At 57.6% G+C, this 18283-nt stretch carries 18 protein-coding genes; 9 read left to right on the top strand and 9 right to left on the bottom strand.

Features of this window, described 5'->3' with window-relative positions:
* The first annotated feature begins 207 nt into the window (after positions 1 to 207).
* A complete protein-coding gene (locus GJA01_RS03965; RefSeq protein WP_010502036.1) occupies positions 208 to 663 on the top strand; it encodes a GatB/YqeY domain-containing protein in 456 nt (151 codons plus the stop codon).
* 150 nt (positions 664 to 813) lie between these two features.
* Positions 814 to 1785: a cation diffusion facilitator family transporter gene (locus tag GJA01_RS03960; RefSeq protein WP_062504724.1), complete on the top strand. Its 972-nt coding sequence runs from the start codon at positions 814 to 816 to the stop codon at positions 1783 to 1785.
* Here GJA01_RS03960 and GJA01_RS03955 read toward each other — a convergent pair.
* The 6 genes from GJA01_RS03955 to GJA01_RS03930 form a co-directional block, all read right to left on the bottom strand.
* On the bottom strand, positions 1782 to 2663 hold the full coding sequence (locus GJA01_RS03955; RefSeq protein WP_062504616.1) for an alpha/beta fold hydrolase: 882 nt from the start codon (positions 2661 to 2663) through the stop codon (positions 1782 to 1784). The two genes, GJA01_RS03960 and GJA01_RS03955, sit on opposite strands and share 4 nt — an antisense overlap.
* A gap of 137 nt (positions 2664 to 2800) precedes the next feature.
* Positions 2801 to 3784 carry a zinc-dependent alcohol dehydrogenase family protein gene (locus GJA01_RS03950; RefSeq protein WP_062504617.1) on the bottom strand — a complete coding sequence of 328 codons (984 nt, stop codon included), beginning with the start codon at positions 3782 to 3784 and terminating at the stop codon, positions 2801 to 2803.
* Between the two features lie 20 nt (positions 3785 to 3804).
* Positions 3805 to 4833 (bottom strand): alcohol dehydrogenase AdhP, encoded by a 1029-nt coding sequence (adhP, locus tag GJA01_RS03945; RefSeq protein ID WP_010502028.1) that lies wholly within the window; start codon positions 4831 to 4833, stop codon positions 3805 to 3807.
* A 23-nt stretch (positions 4834 to 4856) separates the two neighbouring features.
* Entirely contained in the window at positions 4857 to 6278 is a 1422-nt protein-coding gene (locus tag GJA01_RS03940; RefSeq protein WP_010502026.1) for an NAD(P)(+) transhydrogenase (Re/Si-specific) subunit beta, read from the bottom strand.
* The gene (locus GJA01_RS03935; protein WP_010502024.1) at positions 6275 to 6595 is read right to left on the bottom strand and encodes an NAD(P) transhydrogenase subunit alpha; all 321 of its coding nucleotides are present in this window, start codon (positions 6593 to 6595) and stop codon (positions 6275 to 6277) included. The genes GJA01_RS03940 and GJA01_RS03935 overlap by 4 nt, the downstream gene beginning before the upstream one ends.
* A complete protein-coding gene (locus GJA01_RS03930) occupies positions 6592 to 7812 on the bottom strand; it encodes an NAD(P) transhydrogenase subunit alpha (RefSeq protein WP_062504619.1) in 1221 nt (406 codons plus the stop codon). Before GJA01_RS03930 ends, GJA01_RS03935 begins: the two co-directional genes overlap by 4 nt.
* Before the next feature lie 329 nt (positions 7813 to 8141).
* Between GJA01_RS03930 and dnaG the strand changes: the two genes are divergently transcribed.
* The 7 genes from dnaG (at position 8142) to GJA01_RS03890 (ending at position 15539) form a co-directional block, all read left to right on the top strand.
* Positions 8142 to 9983, top strand: coding sequence for a DNA primase (gene dnaG / locus GJA01_RS03920; protein WP_062504623.1), 1842 nt, complete (start codon positions 8142 to 8144; stop codon positions 9981 to 9983).
* A 134-nt stretch (positions 9984 to 10117) separates the two neighbouring features.
* Complete coding sequence (gene rpoD / locus GJA01_RS03915; protein ID WP_062504625.1) at positions 10118 to 12067, top strand: RNA polymerase sigma factor RpoD; 1950 nt, start codon at positions 10118 to 10120, stop codon at positions 12065 to 12067.
* Between the two features lie 11 nt (positions 12068 to 12078).
* Entirely contained in the window at positions 12079 to 12651 is a 573-nt protein-coding gene (locus tag GJA01_RS03910; RefSeq protein ID WP_010502017.1) for a GNAT family N-acetyltransferase, read from the top strand.
* A gap of 157 nt (positions 12652 to 12808) precedes the next feature.
* A complete protein-coding gene (rpsF, locus tag GJA01_RS03905) occupies positions 12809 to 13291 on the top strand; it encodes a 30S ribosomal protein S6 (RefSeq protein ID WP_010502015.1) in 483 nt (160 codons plus the stop codon).
* Positions 13292 to 13296: 5 nt separating this feature from the next.
* Complete coding sequence (gene rpsR, locus GJA01_RS03900) at positions 13297 to 13578, top strand: 30S ribosomal protein S18 (protein WP_007282799.1); 282 nt, start codon at positions 13297 to 13299, stop codon at positions 13576 to 13578.
* 10 nt (positions 13579 to 13588) lie between these two features.
* Positions 13589 to 14182, top strand: coding sequence for a 50S ribosomal protein L9 (rplI, locus tag GJA01_RS03895; protein WP_010502011.1), 594 nt, complete (start codon positions 13589 to 13591; stop codon positions 14180 to 14182).
* Positions 14183 to 14318: 136 nt separating this feature from the next.
* The gene (locus tag GJA01_RS03890; RefSeq protein ID WP_062504626.1) at positions 14319 to 15539 is read left to right on the top strand and encodes an SAM-dependent methyltransferase; all 1221 of its coding nucleotides are present in this window, start codon (positions 14319 to 14321) and stop codon (positions 15537 to 15539) included.
* Here GJA01_RS03890 and GJA01_RS03885 read toward each other — a convergent pair.
* From GJA01_RS03885 to GJA01_RS03875, 3 genes are read right to left on the bottom strand one after another with little or no spacing between them, the layout of a single operon-like run.
* The gene (locus tag GJA01_RS03885; protein ID WP_099282271.1) at positions 15528 to 16076 is read right to left on the bottom strand and encodes a DNA-3-methyladenine glycosylase I; all 549 of its coding nucleotides are present in this window, start codon (positions 16074 to 16076) and stop codon (positions 15528 to 15530) included. The genes GJA01_RS03890 and GJA01_RS03885 overlap by 12 nt on opposite strands.
* 22 nt (positions 16077 to 16098) lie before the next feature.
* Positions 16099 to 16923 carry a 16S rRNA (adenine(1518)-N(6)/adenine(1519)-N(6))-dimethyltransferase RsmA gene (gene rsmA, locus GJA01_RS03880; RefSeq protein ID WP_062504638.1) on the bottom strand — a complete coding sequence of 275 codons (825 nt, stop codon included), beginning with the start codon at positions 16921 to 16923 and terminating at the stop codon, positions 16099 to 16101.
* Between the two features lies 1 nt (position 16924).
* Positions 16925 to 18283, bottom strand: coding sequence for a peptidylprolyl isomerase (locus GJA01_RS03875; protein ID WP_062504640.1), 1359 nt, complete (start codon positions 18281 to 18283; stop codon positions 16925 to 16927).

Here is an 18283-nt window from a genome sequence, read left to right as displayed (position 1 = left end):
CTGGCTCCGTGTTCACTTTCAGGTCTGATAAGCGATTAGGAAGCGGATGGGAAGTTTTTTCCCATGTGATTCTCGGTGGACCAAAAAAGGGTGGGAAAAAACTTCCCTTAGCAGGGCTTCCATTGTTGGACGTCTGCTTTTGTGCGAGTTTGCGGCCATGAATAGACCCTGAGGCTCTCGGGCCTCTGAACAGATGGGAGAAGGCGCATGTCACTTCGCGCACAGATCATGGACGATCTCAAGGCTGCAATGAAGGCAGGTCAGTCTGAAAAGGTGGCGCAGATCCGTGGTATCACGGCCAAGCTCAAGGACCTCGAAGTTGCGGCTCGTGCCAAGAGTGGGGAGGTGACGGAAGCAGACATGATTTCGGCCCTGCGCTCCATGATCAAGTCTCGCACGGAGTCTGCCAACATGTACCGTCAGGGGGGCCGCCCTGAACTTGCGGAAAAGGAAGAGGGCGAGATCGCCACGATCCAGTCCTATCTGCCGCCTGAACTGGATGAGAATACTCTGAAGGCTGCGATTGATGAGGCTGTGACGGCTGTTGGTGCCGCGGGCATGAAGGATATGGGCAAGGTCATGGCGGTTCTGAAAGAGCGCTTCGGTGCTGATCTTGATCCGGCCAAGGCCAGTGGTCTGGTGAAGGCTCGGCTTGCTGCCTGAAAAAGGCAATTATGCCCGTATGCAAAAGGCCGTCCTTTTTAAGGGCGGCTTTTTTTGTGGCGATCTGCAATGAACCCGTGACGGTCCATGGGGTTTGACGCAGACTATTCAGGGGCTCAGTTGGTCCTTGTTCACGGAAATGAGGACTTCATGTCTGCTGGTGGTTCAACGAAAGTCGTTTTCATCGCGTTGGGTGTCAATTTTGGCATTGCCTGCGTGAAAGGCGTGGCAGCACTTCTGACAGGCTCGGCTGCCATGCTGGCTGAGACGGTTCATTCTTTCGTGGACTGTGGAAACCAGATCCTGCTGCTTGTCGGTATGAAGAGAGCTACGGCTCCGGCAACCAAAGAGCACCCGCTTGGATATCATCGTGAGCTGTATTTCTGGACGATGGTTGTGGCGGGTGCGCTGTTTGTGGGCGGTGGCGTTGCGTCTTTGTACGAAGGCTGGGAAAAAGTCATGCACCCGGCGGAGATGCAGCCGGTGCATCTGCTGGGGCATGTTTTTCCGGGCTGGTGGATGAATGTCATCATTCTGGCGATTTCTGGCAGCATGGAAGGATATGGTTTCTTTGCGGCTGTGAAATCTCTGCCTCGGAGTGAGGGTGTTTCTTTGTGGCGAATGATCCGTCGAAGTGCAGACCCGGGATTGTTTGTCGTATTATTTGAAGACGGGGCTGCTCTGGTCAGTCTGGTGATTGCTCTTCTGTTTACGGTGCTTTCCGTTGTAACGGGGCTGCATGTTCTGGACGGGATTGCATCGCTTCTGATCGGTGTTGTGCTGGTCGTCGTGGCAGGTTTGCTGACCAATGAGACGCGCTCTCTTCTTGTGGGCGAAAGTAATCCGGAAATTGATGCGTTTGTTCGTGCCGAAGCGCAAAAGCTTCCGGGGGTTGTTGGGATCAATGAAGTTGTGACCGAGACCCGGGGGCCTGACAGTATTATCGTGCTGCTGTCTCTGGATTGGGATGATGCGATGTCAGCCGGAGATGTAGAGCGAGGCGTTTCGATGCTGGAGAAAACAACACGCGCGCGATATCCGGCTGTCTTGCGGATGTATATTGAGGCTCAGGACAAAAGAGACGGTATCCCTGCGGCTCTCAATTCATCGGGGCTGCTTTAGTGTGAGGCCAGAAAGGGCGTTACAGCGTTCAGAAATTCTTCCGGGCGCTCAATGCTTGGGGCGTGGCCTGAGTGTGGAATGATGACCAGATGAGCGTTCGGAATGTGGGCGGCAAAATCCTGGCCGTCCGATAGGGGAATAACCTGATCATCCTGGCCCCAGATCACGAGCGTTGGGATCTGGATGGCTGTCATACGGTTATCAAGGAAAGTGTCTGGCGCATTGGCGTTTCTTGCAAAACTTTCCTGTGTGTATTGTGCGCCTTCGGCCATCCGGGTTTGAAATATTGCTTTCACCAGGTCATCAGTAATGAGAGCCTTGTTGTAAAACAGACTTCTGAGTCCTGTACGGATTCCGAAAAATGAGACGGGGCCAAAAAGAGGTAATCCGTGCTCGACGAGTGATCGGTGACCGGCTGCATCGCTTAGGACAAGACGACTTGGCATGGCCATGGAAGAGTCCTGTGCGGCTTCGACGACGTAAAGTCCCGCAATCCAGCCCCCAAGGGATTCCCCGGCAAGCATAAAGTGCGTGATGTGTTTGGCTTTCAGAAAGCCATCCAGCATGTCCACCCATGTTTGGATACCGTAGGCGATTAATGGCTTCTCGGATGATCCGAAGCCGAGCTGGTCCATAGCGATGACATGATAATGCTGGGCCAGCCCAGGGATGACTTTGCCCCAGTCCATTGTGGCGCTACTTCCCAAGCCGTGGACCAGAACAAGATCCGGGCCTGTTCCGGCTTCCAGAAAGCGGATTTTCTGCCCGTAAACGGAGATGCTCTTTAAAGGTGGGAGAGCCTGCGCCTCACTGGCGGGACAAATGCCGATCCCTGCGAGAGCAATGGCGAACATGGACGCTCGGAGTAGTCGGCGCATAATATAAAGGCCCTTGTTTCCATGGTTTGTTTCTTATGTGAAATAAGAATGCCCGGCTGTTTGGGGCAGTTTCAAAAGATCTTTTCAGGAATAAGGAAGATCTGTCTGACGGCAGAAACGGGAATATTTTCTGTGTATTATGGGATTAGAACCGCGGCGCCTTCAAAGCGGCCGTGCCGCAAATCGTCGAGAGCCTGATTGGCGTCTTTGAGGGCATAAGGGGTGTTCGTCACCTTGATACCGATCTCTGGAGCCAGTTTCAGGAAATCCAGGCCGTCCTGCCGGGTTAGATTGGCAACGGAGACGATTTCGCGTTCTTCCCAAAGCGTATCATAGGAAAAAGACGGGATCGGGCTCATGTGGATGCCGCCACACACGACCTTTCCACCCTTGCGGACGGCTTTCAGTCCTGCCGGAACCAGCGCGCCAACAGGTGCAAACAGGATGACAGCGTCAAGTGGTTCGGGGGGAAGTTCGTCTGAGCCGCCTGCCCAAACTGCGCCAAGGGAGCGGGCAAAGGCCTGTTTCTCTGTGTCTCCGGGGGAGGTGAAGGCATAAACCTCGCGTCCCTGCCAGCGCAGCACCTGAATGATGATGTGAGCGGCGGCTCCGAAGCCATACAGGCCGATCTTGTTGCCGTCTCCAGCTTTGCTGAGACAGCGCCAGCCGATCAGGCCAGCGCAGAGCAGGGGAGCAAGATCCTTGTTTTCCCCCTTGTCACCCATGGGAAAGGCATATCGCGCATCAGCGACTGTCATGGTCGCGTAGCCGCCATTGCGGGTGAAGCCTGTGAAGAGCGGATGGTCGCAGAGATTTTCCATCCCGTGTGTGCAGTAATAGCAATGTCCGCAGGTATGGCCGAGCCAGGGAATACCGACCCGTTCTCCGACACTCAGGCTCGTAACGTTGCTGCCGAGTTTATCAATTCGCCCGACGATTTCATGGCCGGGGATAATCGGAAGGGTGGGGTTGGCGAGTTCGCCGTCCACGACATGCAGGTCTGTGCGGCAGACGCCGCAGGCCCCGATGCGGATGCGGATTTCGTCCGGTCCGGGTTCGGGGTCTGGCAGCTCCACCCATTCCAGAGGCTGGTGGTGTTGGCGGAGCTGCATGGCAAACATGGGGTGTGCTTTCTAAGGTCTCAGGAACGGAAATCCAGAACTGTACGGCCCTGAAGGCGTCCGTTCTTGAGGTTGTCGAATATCGTGTTGATGTTCTCGATCTTGTCTGCGGTGACGACGGATTTTACTTTGCCGCGGGCAAAGAAATCCATGGCTTCGATCATGTCCAGCCGTGTGCCGACGATGGAGCCACGAATGGTCGTGCCATTCATGACCATATCAAAGATCGACACCGGGAAGTCTCCGGGTGGCAGGCCGTTCAGAACGATCGTGCCGCCACGGCGGGCATAGCCCATGGCCTGCGAGAATGCGGTGCGGCCGACAGCTGTGACAAGAGCGCCGTGAGCACCGCCGACTTCCTGCTGGATGAAGGCGGCCGGGTCTTTGTCCTTGGCATTGACGGTCAGGGCAGCGCCAAGCTTTTTGGCAGTGGCGAGCTTGTCGTCGTCAATATCGACGGCCACGACATTCATGCCCATGGCGACCGCGTATTGCACGGCCATCTGACCCAGACCGCCGACACCTGAAATAGCCATCCACTGACCGGGATGAGCCTCGGTCATCTTGAGACCCTTGTAGACAGTGAGGCCGGCGCAGAGGACGGGTGCTGCCTGAAGCGGGTCAATGGTGCTGGGCAGGTGTGCGACATAGTTCGGGTCTGCGACGACATATTCGGCGAAGCAGCCATTGACCGTGTAGCCGGTGTCATCCTGATCCTTACACAGTGTCTCCCAGCCACCCAGACAGTGTTCGCAGTGACCGCAGGCGGAATAGAGCCAGGGCACGCCGACCATGTCTCCAACCTTGGAGTGTTTGACTTGGCTGCCAACCGCAACGATGTGACCAACGCCTTCGTGGCCGGGGATGAACGGAGGATTAGGCTTTGCAGGCCAGTCTCCTTCCGCAGCGTGCAGGTCGGTATGGCAGACGCCGCAGGTATCGACTTTCACGAGGATCTGGTCGGGCCGGATCTCGGGGATGGGAAGCCTCTCGACAGAGAGAGGCTTCCCGAACTCGCGGACGACGGCGGCCAGCATTGTATCAGCCATGAGAGTGTCTCCTTGAGAACTGGTTACGATGTGCCGAGAGCCTTGACGGCTTCGACCATCTTGCTGAGGACGGCCTGCGCATCGCCGAAGACCATGGCGCAGTTGTCCTGGAAGAAGAGCGGGTTTTCGACGGCAGAATAACCCATGCCCATGCCACGCTTGATGACGAAGACCTGATGGGCCTTGTCGGCGTTCAGGATCGGCATGCCATAGATCGGGGAGGACTTGTCGGTTCTGGCCGACGGGTTCACCACGTCATTGGCGCCGATGATGAGGGCGACATCCGTGTCAGCGAAGCTGTCGTTAATGTCTTCCATGTCATAGATCATGTCATACGGGACGCCGGCTTCGGCGAGCAGCACGTTCATGTGGCCTGGCATACGACCGGCGACCGGGTGGATGGCGAACTTGACGTCCACGCCCGCGGCCTGAAGCTGCTTGACGAAGTCGTACAGCTTGCCCTGTGCCTGAGCGACGGCCAGACCGTAACCCGGAACAATGATGACAGACGACGCATAGCGCATCGTTGTGGCAGCATCGCCCGGAGCAACGGATTTGGCTTCTTTCTGCGGACCTGTGGCCGTGGAGGCAGAAGCTTCACCGAAATTACTGAACAGCACGTTGGAAATGGAGCGGTTCATGCCTTTGGCCATCATGACCGTCAGCAGTGTACCGGCAGAACCCACGACCATACCGGCGATCATCAGGGCCGGATCGGCCATGACATAGCCTTCGAGGCCGACGGCCAGACCTGTGAAGGCGTTATAGAGCGAGATCACGACTGGCATGTCTGCGCCGCCGATGGGGATCGTCATGCAGATACCAGCCAGCAGGGCGCCGATGAAGAACAGCAGTGTAGCGATACCGCCGCCATCCTGATGGTACAGGAAGGCTGCCATGATGCCGAGCAGGACGGTCAGCATGAAGACGGCAGCATTGACGATCCGTTGGCCACCAAAGCGGATCGGCTTGTTCATCCGGCCATCGAGTTTGGCCCAGGCGATGATGGACCCTGACAGGGACATGCTGCCGATCAGGCCACCGGCGACGGTGACGAGAAGCGGAACGATGCCTGTTTCTTTCGGGCCGGTCAGGGCGATGACGGACACTGCTGCGGCAGCACCGCCACCCATGCCGTTGAAGAGAGCGACCATCTGCGGCATCGCCGTCATGGCAACGCTGCGGCCTTTCCAGCCAGCCCAGCCACCACCGATGACGAGGCCAAGAATGGCCAGAATGACATTGACGACCAGATGCGGCTTTGCAGCTTCAGAAACGCTGAAAATGCCGAGGAAGCTGGCGACTGTGACGAAGAGCATACCCCAGCCCGCCGTTACGATGCCGGAAACGGCCGTGACGGGAGAGGACATGCGCTTCAGGCCGTAGACCAGCAGGCCGGAGGCGATCAGAGCGCTGATGGCGACGATATATTCGAGGAGAATCATTTCTGTGCTCCCTTCTGCGGAGCCGCTTTGTCGCTGGGTTTGAACATGGCCAGCATCCGGTCTGTCACGACGTAACCGCCGACGACGTTACCGGCACCCATGACGACGCCAAGGAAGCCGACAATCTGTTCGAGTACGGAAGAGGCGTTGAACAGGGCTGTCAGCGCACCCACGACCACGATGCCGTGCACGAAGTTCGAGCCGGACATCAGCGGTGTGTGCAGAATGGAGGGCACGCGGCTGATGACTTCGTAGCCTGTGAAGGCGGCGAGCATGAAGATGTAGAGCGCGATGATGAAGGTCATTGCGGTGATCATCGTGCGGCCTCCTGTCCTGAAGCCTGTGCCGGTGCGGCGGGGACGGCAGCCGGGGCAGGGGGTTGCGGTGCGGGCGGTGCCGGGGAATTCGGATCGATGGCCGTGCGGATGCCTTCGTTCGTGATGTAGCCATCATGAGTGAGGGCGGTGCCGGAAATGACTTCATCCGTGAAATCCAGCTGGATCTGACCGTCTTTGGTCAAGATCTGCTGGAGCAGGTGCATGATGTTCTTGGAATAGAGTTCACTGGCCTGAAGAGCGAGCATGGACGGAACATTGATCGGGCCCACGATCGTGGTCGGGCCGACCTGTACGGTCTGGCCAGCCTGTGTGCCCTCACAGTTGCCGCCGCCTTCCGCCCCAAGGTCGATGATGACGGAGCCCGGTTTCATGGCCTTGATCTGCTCGGCATCAATCAGGCGCGGAGCCTTCTTGCCGGGGACGGCTGCCGTGGTGACGATCAGGTCGGCGCGGGCGATGTGATCGCTGATGGCCTTGCGGACCGTCTGCTTTTCTTCGTCCGTCAGTTCGCGGGCGTATCCGCCTGTTCCAGTCGCGTTCACGCCGGTATCGACGAATTTTGCACCGAGAGACTGGGCTTCTTCGCGTGTTTCGGGGCGGACGTCATAGCCTTCTGTCACCGCGCCAAGGCGCTTGGCCGTGGCGAGGGCCTGTAGGCCAGCGACGCCAAGGCCCATGATCAAAACCTGTGCGGCCCGCAGGGAGCCAACGGCGGTGGTCATCATGGGAAGGATCTTGGTCATGTGCACGGACCCGAGCAGGACGGCGTAATAGCCTGCGAGGGTTGCCTGACTGGACAGGGCGTCCATGGCCTGTGCGCGGGAAATGCGGGGAACCAGCTCCATGGCGAAGCAGGTCACTTTCTGGTCGCGCAGGGCCTTGACCAGATCTGGGTGGTTTCGGCCGTAGATGAAGGACACCAGAACGGCGCCGGGCTTCATGGCCTGAACGGTTTCAATGGTTGGCGGCTGAACGGCGAGGACGATGTCCGCGTCGCTGAGCAGGGCCTTTCTGTCTGTTGAAAGGGTTACGTCTTTATAGGTTTCATCCGGGTAGGAAGAGGCGGCCCCGGCCCCGTTTTCCATCGCGAAAGAGACGCCGAGGCTGCTGAGGCGCTCGACAACCTGCGGGATCAGGGCGACGCGGCGTTCGCCACCTTCGTCCTGTTCTTTTAATACCGTGATTTTGACGGTCATAGGTTGAAATCCTGCGTCTTTAATCTTTTGTGAAGGCGCGACTCATCCACCCCACTAAAGGGATGCAGGGGGCTGCGCCTCGTTCGACTGCCATATTGACGCTATATTTGCCTCTCTTCCCTTGATGGGTGTCAAAAGAAAAAAAGTTTCTTTCATTTGACATAATGTAAGCGGCGACAGGCCGAAAAGCGGTTACGATTATTTCTGAAATGGGCGGTTCTGCCTGTAACCAGCAGGTTTGCTCAGATTGGGGATGATGGATTTTCTTTTCCGCTCGCGGTAAGACGCATCCTTCCTGACAGAATTGATTGAAAGGCTCCTGCTGCCCCATGGCATTTGATGCTGCCTTTCTGGATGAACTCCGCAACCGGACGCCCCTGGCCTCCCTGATCGGGCGGCGGAACAAGCTCGTTCGCTCGGGCCGGAACTGGAAAACATGCTGTCCTTTCCATGGGGAAAAGACGCCGTCTTTCTACGTCTATGACGACCATTTCCATTGTTTCGGCTGTGGCGCGCATGGCGATGCGATTTCGTTTGTCATGCAGAGCGATGGCCGGAGTTTTCCGGAGGCTGTGGAGCAGCTCGCCGCTGAAGCCGGACTTGAAGTCCCGAAGCAGGACCCACGAAGTGAGGCACGTGCGCGCGAGGTCAAATCTCTTGGGGACGTGCTGTCTCTCGTTCAGGCGAGCTACCGGCGTCGGCTTTCTCTTCCGGAAGGCCGGGAAGGGTTGGCTTACCTTCGTGGACGTGGGCTGAGTGACGCGACGATAGAGCGGTTCGGATTGGGATGGTCCGGCGATGGGCGGCATCTGGTCGAAGAACTGCGTGCTCATGATGTGACGCCTGAGATGCTGGTGCAGGCTGGTATTCTGCGTGTGGATGATCGAGGGCAGCCCAAGGGTGAGCTGTTCTTCAATCGCGTGACGTTTCCAATCCGGGACCGGCGCGGGAAAATCATTTCCTTCGGCGCACGGACTTTGGGCGACGGCCAGCCGAAATATCTGAACGGACCGGAAACGGCGCTCTTTTCCAAACGACGAACCCTCTACAATCTCGATCTGGCCCGTGAGGCTGTCCACAAGGGCGCCGAGTTGGTTGTGGTCGAGGGGTATATGGATGTCATTGCTCTGGATCAGGCCGGGTTCGGGGGAGCGGTGGCTCCTTTAGGAACTGCGCTTGGAGAAGAGCAGCTTGATCTTCTCTGGCGGATGACGCCGTCTCCCATTCTGTGTCTGGATGGGGATGCGGCTGGCGCGCGTGCGGCTTTGCGTGTGTGTGAAGTGGCGCTGCCTCTGTTGTCGCCAGAAAGGACGCTCCGCTTCTGCCGTCTTGATCCAAAAGATGACCCGGACAGTCTGATCCGTTCGCGCGGGGCTGGCGCGATGGGGGAAGCATTGTCGGGCGCAACGTCTCTGGCAACGGAACTGTTTGGGTTGATGACGGGGAATATGTCGGACCCCGGCCCTGATCAGCGGGCGGCGCTTCGGGAAAAGCTGGTGGCGCTTTCAAAGCTGATTCCGGATCGTGCCCTGTCTTCCGAGTATCGCAGCACGTTTCTGGATATGTTTTTCGCGCGTTTCCGGCGTGGCGGAGGCGGTGGAAAAAAGCCGTTTCAGAAGAAAGGTGCGCCGCTGCCCCTGTCGACGCAGGCTCCGGGAGAGATGCGTCATATCGAGCAGGGCAGTGTGGAGCGGCTGAATATCCTGACAGCACTGCTTCTGCGATATCCGGACATTCTTCCCGAAGTGGAACAGGCCTATAGCAGTCTGGCCCTTCCCGGTGATCTGGATCGGATTCGCGCGGCCCTTCTGGACTGGGCCTGTCAGGACGAGGATCTGACGGAAGAGAACTGTCAGCACTGGATCGAGAATCGTGGCCTGACGGATATCGTGACCGCCGTTACGGAAAGCCCGATGCCTCGTGAGGTGGGTCTTGGAAAAGACCGGGATGATGTTCTCAAGGTCGATGTCGTGGAAAGCTGGTGGCACTTTTACGGGCTTGTAAATTTTCGAAATTTCGAGCGCGAAGTGGCCAACGATATTCAGGCAACCATCATGCAAGTTTACTCTGGAGGAGGAAGCGGAGACGGTTCTTTTCCGGAAAGTCTTCTGGCCCGGATGCGTGTTCTGGAGGCGTTGCGTCGGGGTGAGGATGTGGAAGAAGAGAACTGAAAAAGGTCGGCGGTAACGTTTTTTCTTGCCTTGAAGTTGCATTCTTTTTCGTCTGAACCTTGACTTACAGCTCAGGATCGACCACCTGCACGCTGCCGAATTGCTTGCTTTCGGTGGAGTTGAGGGAGAGACGCATGGCGACGAAAACAGCCTCTGGTACGGATCGGAACGCGCAGGAACAGGAGGGGGATGCCACTCTTCTTGATACGCAGTCCGCTGCCGTAAAGCGGCTGATCGCCAAAGGGCGTGAGCGTGGCCACATCACGTTTGACGAGCTGAACGCCGTTCTGCCGCAGGACCAGATGTCCTCTGAGCAGATCGAAGACGTGATGGCAGCTCTGTCGGAAATGGGCATCCAGGTTCTCGAGAACGAAGAACAGGATGAGGCTGAGACGACTCAGGACGAGGCCAAGGAAGAAGCTGAGGAATCCGATGAGCCGCAGGGTGGTAACATCGACGCCGAAGCTGCCAGCCGGACGGATGATCCGGTGCGCATGTACCTGCGCGAGATGGGCTCGGTGGAGTTGCTGTCCCGCGAAGGCGAAATTGCCATCGCAAAGCGGATTGAGGCTGGTCGGGACGAGATGATTGGTGGGCTTTGCGAAAGCCCACTGACGATCCGCGCCATCATTTCCTGGCATGAGCGCCTCAAGGACGGCGAGATGCTGCTTCGTGATATCGTGGATCTGGAGGCCAGCCAGTCTGGTGGTCCAGGACCTGAAGACGAAGAAGGCGAAGAAGGCGAAGAGCCTGCTGACGACGATAGCGATGATGATGCCGAGGATGGTGACGGCGAGCAGCAGGAAGGCAGTGGACTTTCTCTGTCCGCTCTGGAAGAGAAGCTGAAGCCGGAAATCTTGGCCCGCTTTGAAGCCATTGAGCCGCTGTATCACAAGCTGCGCCAGCTACAGACCAAGCGTCTGGAAGCATTGACCGCTGGTGAAGAATCAACGGACAAGTCCGAGCAGGTTTACGAAGAACTGCGTCGTGAACTGGTGACGCTGGTTGAGCAGGTTCATCTGCACAATAACCGGATCGAAGAACTGGTTGCGCAGATCAAGGTTCATGTTCAGCGCCTGAATACTCTGGAAGGCCGGATGCTGCGTCTTGCGGAAAGCTGCAAGATCACGCGTGACGACTTCCTGCTGAAGTATCGTAACCGCGAGATGGACCCGACCTGGATCGACTTCATCTGCACTCTGCCAGGCAAGGGCTGGAAGACGCTCACCACCCGCCATCTGGAGCAGCTTCATAGTCTCCGTGGAGACCTGTCTGCACTGGCGCATGAGACGGGTCTTCCGGTTGGCGAGTTCCGTCGTGTCTATGCGACCATTTCCCGTGGTGAGCGTGATTCCACGCGTGCCAAGAAGGAAATGATCGAAGCCAACCTGCGTCTCGTGATCTCGATTGCCAAGAAGTACACGAACCGTGGTCTGCAGTTCCTGGATTTGATTCAGGAAGGGAACATCGGTCTGATGAAGGCCGTGGACAAGTTCGAGTACCGTCGCGGTTACAAATTCTCGACCTACGCCACCTGGTGGATCCGTCAGGCGATCACGCGTTCCATCGCGGATCAGGCCAAGACCATCCGTATTCCGGTGCACATGATCGAAACGATCAACAAGCTGGTGCGGACATCCCGTCAGATGCTGCACGAGATCGGGCGGGAACCTGCTCCGGAAGAGCTGGCTGAAAAGCTTGGCATGCCGCTGGAGAAGGTCCGCAAAGTTCTGAAGATCGCCAAGGAGCCAATTTCTCTGGAGACGCCGATTGGCGACGAGGAAGATAGCCATCTCGGTGACTTCATCGAGGATAAGACGGCTGTTATTCCTTTGGATGCCGCGATTCAGACGAACCTGCGTGAAGCCACGACCCGCGTTCTGGCATCCCTGACGCCTCGTGAAGAGCGTGTGCTTCGCATGCGTTTCGGCATCGGTATGAACACGGATCACACGCTTGAGGAAGTTGGGCAGCAGTTCAACGTGACCCGTGAGCGTATCCGTCAGATCGAGGCGAAGGCGCTTCGTAAGCTCAAGCATCCGAGCCGTAGCCGTAAGCTGCGGTCCTTCCTCGACGATAACTGATCGTTGGGGGTATGGTGCCGGACTGGCTCAGTCCAAAGGGGGCATCCACCCGGCTTGAGGTGGATGTCACTTTTCTGGAAACGCGTACGTCCTGCGCGTCTCCAGTGCTTCCGGATGGTTTGTCCCTTGAACGGGTTCTACCACCGGCTCTCACACTTTATCGCCAGCTCTACCGCGATGTCGGAGAAGACTATTGCTGGTGGATGCGGCGCCCGATGCCGGATGCGCAGCTCGCGGAAATCCTGCATGATCCCTCCGTCTATTTTATGGTACTTTGGGATGCTGCCGGAGTTGCTCTTGGGTTTTATGAACTGGATCTGAGAGATCATGGGGATGCCAATCTGGCTTATTTCGGTCTGGTGCCTGCTGCGATCGGTCGGCGGCTTGGGCCTGTTTTGCTGAATTGTGCGGTTTCTCAGGCGTTTGACGCAGGAAGCTGGCGGCTGCGGGTGAATACCTGTACCCTCGATCATCCGCGGGCTCTGACCAATTATCAAAAGGGCGGCTTTGTGATCCGGCATGTCGTGCAGGAAGTCTGGGATGTTCCGGATGAATATCTGCCGCCGAGACTGCGCCGACTCTGAGTTTATTCTTGATTTTCGAAGGTCTGCGTGATTAATGCAGCCTTTCCCTGCCGAGCGATGTGGCGTCGCGCCGGCTATACCCACGCTTTCCTCAAGATTGCACTGTCTCCGGCACGGGCTGGACCAGTTGGGTTGACCTCATCCGAAGGGAGTTTTCATGCCACTGTACGAAAGCGTGCTTATTGCACGTAACGATGTGTCCCAGGCACAGGTCGAAGGCCTGGTCGAGACCATTGAAGCCCTGCTGACCGAACATGGTGGTTCCATCCAGAAGCGCGAATTCTGGGGTCTCCGTTCGCTCGCATATCGCATCAAGAAGAACCGCAAGGGCCATTACGTCCTGCTCGGTATCGACTGCACCCCTGACACGCTGCGTGAACTCGAGCGTCAGCTCGGTCTGAACGAAGACGTGCTGCGCGTTCTGACGCTCCGCGTTGACGAGATCGACGAGACCCCGTCTCCGGTTCTGGCTCGCAAGAACGACGACCGTGGCGAGCGTGGCGGTTTCCGTGGCGGCTCCAAGCCGGCTGGCCGTTTCGAGAGCGGCCGTGGCGGCCCGCGTCGTGGCGGTGAAGACCGTGAAGAGTATCGTGCACGCGGCGAGCATGACGATGCTCGTGAGGCGGCTGGAGCGGAGTAAGAATCATGTCCGAGACAACCACCCCAGAAGTGAACCCGGCTACCCGTCGCACCGCAGTTGGTGCACGTCGCCCGTTCTACCGTCGTCGCAAGTCCTGCCCGTTCTCCGGCCCGAATGCGCCGAAGATCGACTACAAGGACGTGCGTCTGCTGAGCCGCTTCCTTTCCGAGCGCGGCAAGATCGTGCCGAGCCGCATCACGGCCGTTTCGGCCAAGAAGCAGCGTGAGCTGGCGCAGGCTATCAAGCGTGCCCGCTTCCTCGCCCTGCTCCCCTACGTCGTGAGCTGAGGAGAGCACCATGTCCCAGACCGCACTGATCCTGCTCCAGCGGGTTGAGCATCTCGGCCAGATGGGTGATCTTGTCCAGGTGAAGCCGGGTTACGCACGTAACTTCCTGCTTCCGCAGGGCAAGGCCATGCGTGCCACGGCTGCAAACCGCAAGCGTTTCGACACGGAACGTGCGCAGCTTGAAGCCCTGAACATCAAGAAGCGTGAAGAAGCCGAGCGTCTTGCCGAGCGTATGGACAGCCTCTCGGTTGTTATCATCCGCCAGGCCAGCGACAGCGGCAGCCTGTATGGTTCCGTCAGCACGCGCGACATCGCTGTTGCTGCTACGGATGCCGGCCTGACGGTTGCTCGTCAGCAGGTTATTCTGGCTCACCCGATCAAGGTCCTTGGCCTGACGGAAGCCCGCATCGTGCTGCACCCGGAAGTGTCCATTCCGCTGACAGTCAACGTTGCACGTTCTGCTGAAGAAGCTGAGCGCCAGGCCCGCGGCGAAGCCGTTGGCGTGGAAGAAGAGGATGAGAACATCCTCGGCGAACTGCAGGCAGAGAACGCAGCTGAAGAAGCTGCCGCCGAAGCCGCTGCTGCGGAAGAAGTCGAAGGCTGATTTCGCTGGCATAGCCAAAACAGAGAACCCGGCCGGGTATTCCCGCGCCGGGTTTTTTGTTGTCTGCTCTTCTGGTCAGGAAACTGACAGATGTGTCACGCTTTGTCGTGAGGCGCGTGAACAGGGGGAGGCAGGTGTGAAACCAATTCTCGATTTCGTTCTGAAGAAATTTATTCAGGTTGGAGTGCTGAGGGTCACGTTCAGTGACGGCACTGTTCATATTTACAGAGGCACCAAGCCCGGCCTTGAAGCAGGGCTTCATCTGAAAACGAAGCAGGCTGAGCGCTCTCTGGTCATCAATTCAGGCCTGGCGTTTGGCGAAGAATATATGGCGGGAGAACTCTCCCCTGAAGGATGTACGCTTGAGACCTTGATGAGGGTTTTGATGGCCAACATCATGGAGGGTGGCCACGTCTTTGAAGAAATCGAGGACCGACTCCGATATTTTGCGCGTCCCCTCAAGGGATTAAACTCCCTTAAAAAATCACGTCGCAATGTTGCGCATCATTATGATCTGAACGGTCGCCTTTACGACCTGTTTCTCGACAAGGACCGTCAATATTCCTGCGCTTACTTTGCGCATGACGATATGACCCTTGAAGAGGCACAGACTGCGAAGAAGCGGCACATTGCCTCCAAACTCAAACTGGATCGACCGGGGCTTGAGGTTCTGGATATCGGATGCGGATGGGGTGGGCTGGCCCTGACGCTGGCCAAGGATTATGGCGCCACTGTTGTGGGCATTACCCTCTCGAAAGAACAGCTGGAAGAGGCGCGCCGGCGGGTTGGGGAAGAGGGGCTTGAAGGGCAGGTTCGCTTCGAACTCATGGATTATCGAAACGTCCGGCATCAGTTTGATCGTGTTGTCTCGGTGGGGATGTTCGAGCATGTGGGCAAAGCCCAATTCGAGCGGTATTTCCGGGGGATTAAGGATTGCCTGAGGCCTGATGGTATTGCGTTGGTTCATTCCATCGGTCGAACGGACGGGCCCGGAACGACCAATGCATGGCTTCAGAAATATATTTTCCCAGGCGGATACTCTCCTGCTCTGAGCGAGACACTGGCGGCGGTTGAGCGGTCAGGGTTATGGGTGACGGACTGTGAAATCCTTCGTCTGCATTATGCCAAAACGATTGCTGAATGGCGGAAGCGATTTGATGCGAACCGTCAGAAAATCATAGACCTTTATGACGAGCGGTTCGTCCGGATGTTCGAGTTGTATCTAATTGGAAGTGAACTGGCGTTTCGCCTACAGGGGCACATGAATTTTCAGATACAGTTGACGCGATCGGTGGACGCTTTACCGCTCACACGGGATTACATGTACGAAACGGAGCATAAGGCGTCAGAGGTCTGAAGAGACCTCTCTTTTCGGTGTATAGCGAAAGCAGGATGGGTCATGGTCGTGTACCAGGCCCACGGCCTGCATCCATGCATAGACGATGACGGGCCCGACGAAACGAAAGCCACGAGACTTCAGTTCTTTTGAAATTTTCAAGGATAGCGGAGACTGGCTCAGGACCGTTCCACTGGGATTATGAAGCGGAGCGTCAGGAACCAGTTTCGAGATGAAATCCGCAAAATCTTCGCCATTGCCTCGCATGGCGAGATAGGCGCGGGCATTCCCGATGGTTGCTACAATTTTGGCACGAGCACGAATAATGCCTTCATCTTGCATCAGCCGATCAACATCGGCATCTGTAAACAGGGCAATTTTTTCCGGGTCAAAACCGGCAAAAGCACGTCGGAACCCTTCTCGACGACGCAGGACAATCAGCCAGGACAGGCCGGCCTGAAAGCTTTCCAGAACCAGAGTTTCCCACAGAAGGCGGCTGTCCCTGACAGGGACGCCCCATTCTTCGTCATGGTACTGACGAAGAAGCGGATCTGTCATAGCCCAGCGGCAACGTGGGTGGTCAGGACCGGGAACGGGCAAGGTGCAGTTCTGCAAGACGTGCGAATTCTGCGACCGAAAGGGTTTCGGCGCGTCGGGTTGGTTCGATCCCTGCTTCGGCCAGAAGAGCTTCTCCGCCAATGGACTTGAGGGAGGAGCGGAGCATTTTGCGGCGCTGTCCAAAAGCCGCTGCTGTCACCCGTTCCATGGCACGAAAGAGAGCCGGTTCCGGCTGTTCTGCATGAGGGATCAGGACAGCAACGGCAGAATGGACTTTTGGCGGCGGCGAGAAGGCTCCCGGGGGGATACGGAGGGCGACGGAGCAGGAGGCACACCATTGAGACAGCACGGCCAGCCGGCCATAGGCCGATGTGTCTGGGGCCGCGCAGATACGCTCGGCCACTTCCAGCTGAAACATCAGGGACAGACGTTCCCAGGATGCGGCCTGCTTTAGCCAGCCTACGAGCAGAGGTGTCGCGACGTTATAGGGCAGGTTGGCGATAATCTGACGCGGGGCAGGAGCAAGGCTTGCTGCATCTAGCTTCAGGGCATCCTGACGAACGACATGCAACCGGTCGGGATAATAGCCTGCCAGTTCGTCCAGCAGAGGCCAAGCTCGTTCGTCAATTTCGACGGCATCAACACGCGCTGCGGGACTTTCAAGCAGAGCGCGGGTCAGACCACCGGGTCCCGGGCCAATTTCCACAACACTGCGGCCCGTCAGATCTCCGCCGAGAGAAACAATCCGGGCGCAGATGCCCGGATCGAGAAGAAAGTGCTGACCGAGAGACTTTTTGGCATCCAGACCATGGGCCTGAATGGTGTCTTTAAGGGAAGGAAGGTTCACGTCAGTTCAGCGCCGGTTTTGCGGCAGGGCGGATGTCGATGATGGAACGGCGCTGCAGATCGCGCTGAAGCTGGCGGGACGCCTGTTCCACGCGTTCGTTCATGAGCTGATCGGCAATTTCGCCCGGTGTCTGCTGTGCCAGATTTTTCTGCTGACGGTCACAGACCATAAGCAAGGCAATTCCATCCATGGAAACCAGCGGGCGGCTGACTTTGTTGACGGGCAGCGGCTCGATAACCGAGCGCATCTGGGGAGCAAGGCGCTCCAGAACCTGGGTTCCTGGATTGCTGGGGCGCTTTTCCCCGAGAGACTTGTTCAGGGCTTCCAAGGCGTCACAGCTATGGATGGTCTGGATAGCCTGTGTTGCCTTCTGTAAGGAGGCCTGCTGCTGCGGCGTTGGATTCTGCGGGTTCAGAGGCGCATCGAATGGGAAGAACGCCTGTCGCAGTGCGACCAGTGTTCCCATCTGCTTTCCTACGACGCGTTTGGCCTGAACCGTGGCAATGACGAAACCGCCTGCAACCTGAATCGGGTTGGAGATGGCGCCGATTGGCATCTGACGTACGATGTTCACAACCTCTGGATCGAGATTGTCTTCCTGAACCCATCCCATAGAGCCGCCATCAAGCGCCGACTGTGCCTGGGAGAACTGAGCCGCCACAATGGGGAAGGGTGCGCCATTGCGAAGCTGGGTAATGATGGTGCGGGTAAAGGTGAGTTCGTTTTCGTCGTGGCGAGGGTCCGCCACAGGAACGAAAATTTCGCTCATCATGTACTGTGCCCGACCCTGTTCGGCCTGAAGCGCCTGTTCGCGCTGGGCAATCTGCGTTGCCGTGATGCGGCCGCCTTCGCCAAGCTGTTCACGCAGAACCTGCATCCAGCCGATCTGGACACGGATCTGGTCAATCAGGGTGGTCAGAGATACGCCATCAGAAGCAAGACGGTCACGCAGGGCATTTTTGGGCATGCCGTTGCGCTGTTCGATGTTGCTGATGGCTGCGGCAATCTGCTCTGGCTCGACATTGATGTGTCTCTTGAGCATTTCCTGCGTCTTGAGGCGCTCATCAATCAGCTGATGGATAATCTGTCCGCGCATGCGGTTCATGACGTCCGGGCTGACGGGCAGGCCGGTTGAGAGCACGAACAGTTTCGCGCGGTTATCCACATCACGCTGCGTCAGAACCTGGCCGTTGATGACGGCAAGGATCTGATCCTCCGGCGGTGGCTTTGCCGGAGCTGCTGCTTTCTGGGGCACATTTTTATGTGCTGGAGCGGGATGGGCCAAAGCGGCGGGCGCTGCGACAGAGAGAGCCAGCAGGGCAGCCAGGGCCGTAGGTGCGGTGCGTTGGGTCTTGGACAT

The organism is Gluconobacter japonicus (assembly GCF_002723975.1).
Taxonomy (GTDB): domain Bacteria; phylum Pseudomonadota; class Alphaproteobacteria; order Acetobacterales; family Acetobacteraceae; genus Gluconobacter; species Gluconobacter japonicus.
This window is presented reverse-complemented; position numbering and strand designations above follow the sequence as displayed.